The 2431-nt window shown below is 58.1% G+C and carries 2 protein-coding genes; both read left to right on the forward strand.

Annotation, left to right across the window (positions count from 1 at the left end; all coding sequences use genetic code 11):
* Positions 1-222: 222 nt before the first annotated feature.
* Positions 223-1542 carry an MFS transporter gene (locus HU811_RS26610; protein ID WP_186659054.1) on the forward strand — a complete coding sequence of 440 codons (1320 nt, stop codon included), beginning with the start codon at positions 223-225 and terminating at the stop codon, positions 1540-1542.
* 302 nt (positions 1543-1844) lie between these two features.
* Entirely contained in the window at positions 1845-2294 is a 450-nt protein-coding gene (locus tag HU811_RS26615) for a heme utilization protein (RefSeq protein WP_186659057.1), read from the forward strand.
* Positions 2295-2431 lie beyond the last annotated feature (137 nt).

Here is a 2431-nt window from a genome sequence, read left to right on the forward strand (position 1 = left end):
TGGGAGCGAGCCTGCTCGCGATGAGGCCAGTATCGACAAATATCCCTTTCTGAATGAGCGAAGTTTCGCTCATCCCACAGTCAGAACAAGCGGATTTCCGCTCATCCAGCGCAGTAAACCCCTCTAGCCCGGCCCTCTCCCATCTGGCACAGCTCCTGCTATAGCCCTGTCAGGCTGCGTTCCCACGCGCTCCACAAAAACAATTAAACGAAGGATCCTTCAATGGATAACTCCAACGCCCTTCCCCTCGGGTCGGCTGCCGCGCCTGCCCGTGAAAGAACCACCGCCAGCCGGATCAAGTCGATTTTCAGCGGTTCGATCGGCAACATGGTCGAGTGGTATGACTGGTACGTCTACGCCGCTTTCTCGTTGTACTTCGCCAAAGTCTTCTTCCCCAAGGGCGACACCACCGCCCAATTGCTCAACACCGCCGCGATCTTCGCCGTGGGCTTTCTGATGCGCCCGATCGGTGGCTGGCTGATGGGCCTGTACGCTGACCGCGCCGGGCGCAAGGCGGCGCTGATGGCCTCGGTGTACCTGATGTGCTTCGGCTCGTTGATCATCGCCCTGAGCCCCGGCTATGAAACCATCGGCGTCGGTGCGCCGATCCTGCTGGTAGTGGCCCGTTTGCTTCAGGGTCTGTCGGTGGGCGGTGAATACGGCACCTCGGCAACCTATCTGAGCGAGATGGCCACCAAGGAACGTCGCGGCTTCTTCTCCAGCTTCCAGTACGTGACCCTGATTTCCGGCCAGCTCATTGCCCTGGGCGTGCTGATCGTGTTGCAACGCTTCCTGACCACCGAAGAGCTGTATGCCTGGGGCTGGCGCATTCCGTTCGCCATCGGCGCGCTCTGCGCGATCGTGGCGTTGTACCTGCGTCGCGGCATGGAAGAAACCGAGTCGTTCACCAAAAAGGAAAAAGCCAAGGAAAGCGCCATGCGCACCTTGATGCGCCATCCAAAAGAATTGCTGACGGTGGTCGGCCTGACCATGGGCGGCACCCTGGCGTTCTACACCTACACCACCTACATGCAGAAATACCTGGTGAACACTGTCGGCATGAGCATTTCCGACTCCACCACCATTTCCGCCGCCACACTGTTCCTGTTCATGTGCCTGCAACCGTTGATTGGCGGGCTGTCGGACAAGGTCGGTCGACGGCCAATCCTGATTGCCTTCGGCATCCTGGGGACGCTGTTCACCGTGCCGATCCTGACCACCCTGCACACCGTCCAGACTTGGTGGGGCGCGTTCTTCCTGATCATGGCCGCGCTGATCATCGTCAGTGGCTACACCTCGATCAACGCCGTGGTGAAAGCCGAGCTGTTCCCCACCGAAATCCGTGCCCTGGGCGTCGGCCTGCCGTACGCCTTGACCGTATCGATCTTCGGCGGCACCGCTGAATACATCGCCCTGTGGTTCAAGAGCATCGGCATGGAAACCGGCTACTACTGGTACGTGACAGCGTGTATCGCGGTGTCGTTGCTGGTCTACATCACCATGAAAGACACTCGCAAGCATTCGCGGATCCTGACCGACTGATTGACGGACACGCACACATGAAAGGGGCGAACCTGAACGGGTTCGCCCCTTTTTTTGTGCAGGGTGTCTGAAGATTTATCCGACATTAATCTCTGGTTAATGCCTGCCCTGCATGCTCATCCTCAACAAGACGCTGTTGCCATACGCCAGTGATGAGGTTTATCGCCGGTCGATAACACCCTTAAACACATCGATAAATACGATTTATTTAAGCGTTTTTTTGCGCTTTTTAATCAAATTAACGAGCGTAATATGAATTCCACACCCAAGGCGATCAACGCCAACCACTTTGGAGAACGACCATGAAAACCAAACTGATCCTCGCCCTGACCCTGTCCGTACTGGCCGCCAACACCTTTGCCGCCGATGGCTTCGACCGCACTCAGTCAGCCATTGCCGCTGATGGCTACGACCGTACCGGCGCCGCCACTGTTGCCGCCGACGGCTTCGACCGCACTGGCTCGAACGCTGTCGCTGAAGACGGCTTCGACCGCACCGGCTCGAATGCTATCGCTGAAGATGGCTTTGATCGCACCGGCTCGAACGCTATCGCTGAAGACGGCTTCGACCGCACTGGCTCGAACGCTATCGCTGAAGACGGCTTCGACCGCACTGGCTCGAACGCTGTCGCTGAAGACGGCTTCGACCGCACCGGCTCGAACGCTATCGCTGAAGACGGCTTCGACCGCACTGGCTCGAACGCTATCGCTGAAGATGGCTTTGACCGCACGAATGCCGCCGCCATCAGCTAATCCCCAAGACGCTCTCTCACAGCCCGGCCTCGGCCGGGCTTAGTTGTTTTTGAGCCACAGAAAACGGTCAGCCTCAAGCCGAACACCAAAGTGGGGTCACTGAAAAACAAATGTGGGAGCGGGCTTGCTCGCGAAAG

This window comes from Pseudomonas tehranensis (genome assembly GCF_014268615.1).
GTDB classification, from domain to species: domain Bacteria; phylum Pseudomonadota; class Gammaproteobacteria; order Pseudomonadales; family Pseudomonadaceae; genus Aquipseudomonas; species Aquipseudomonas tehranensis.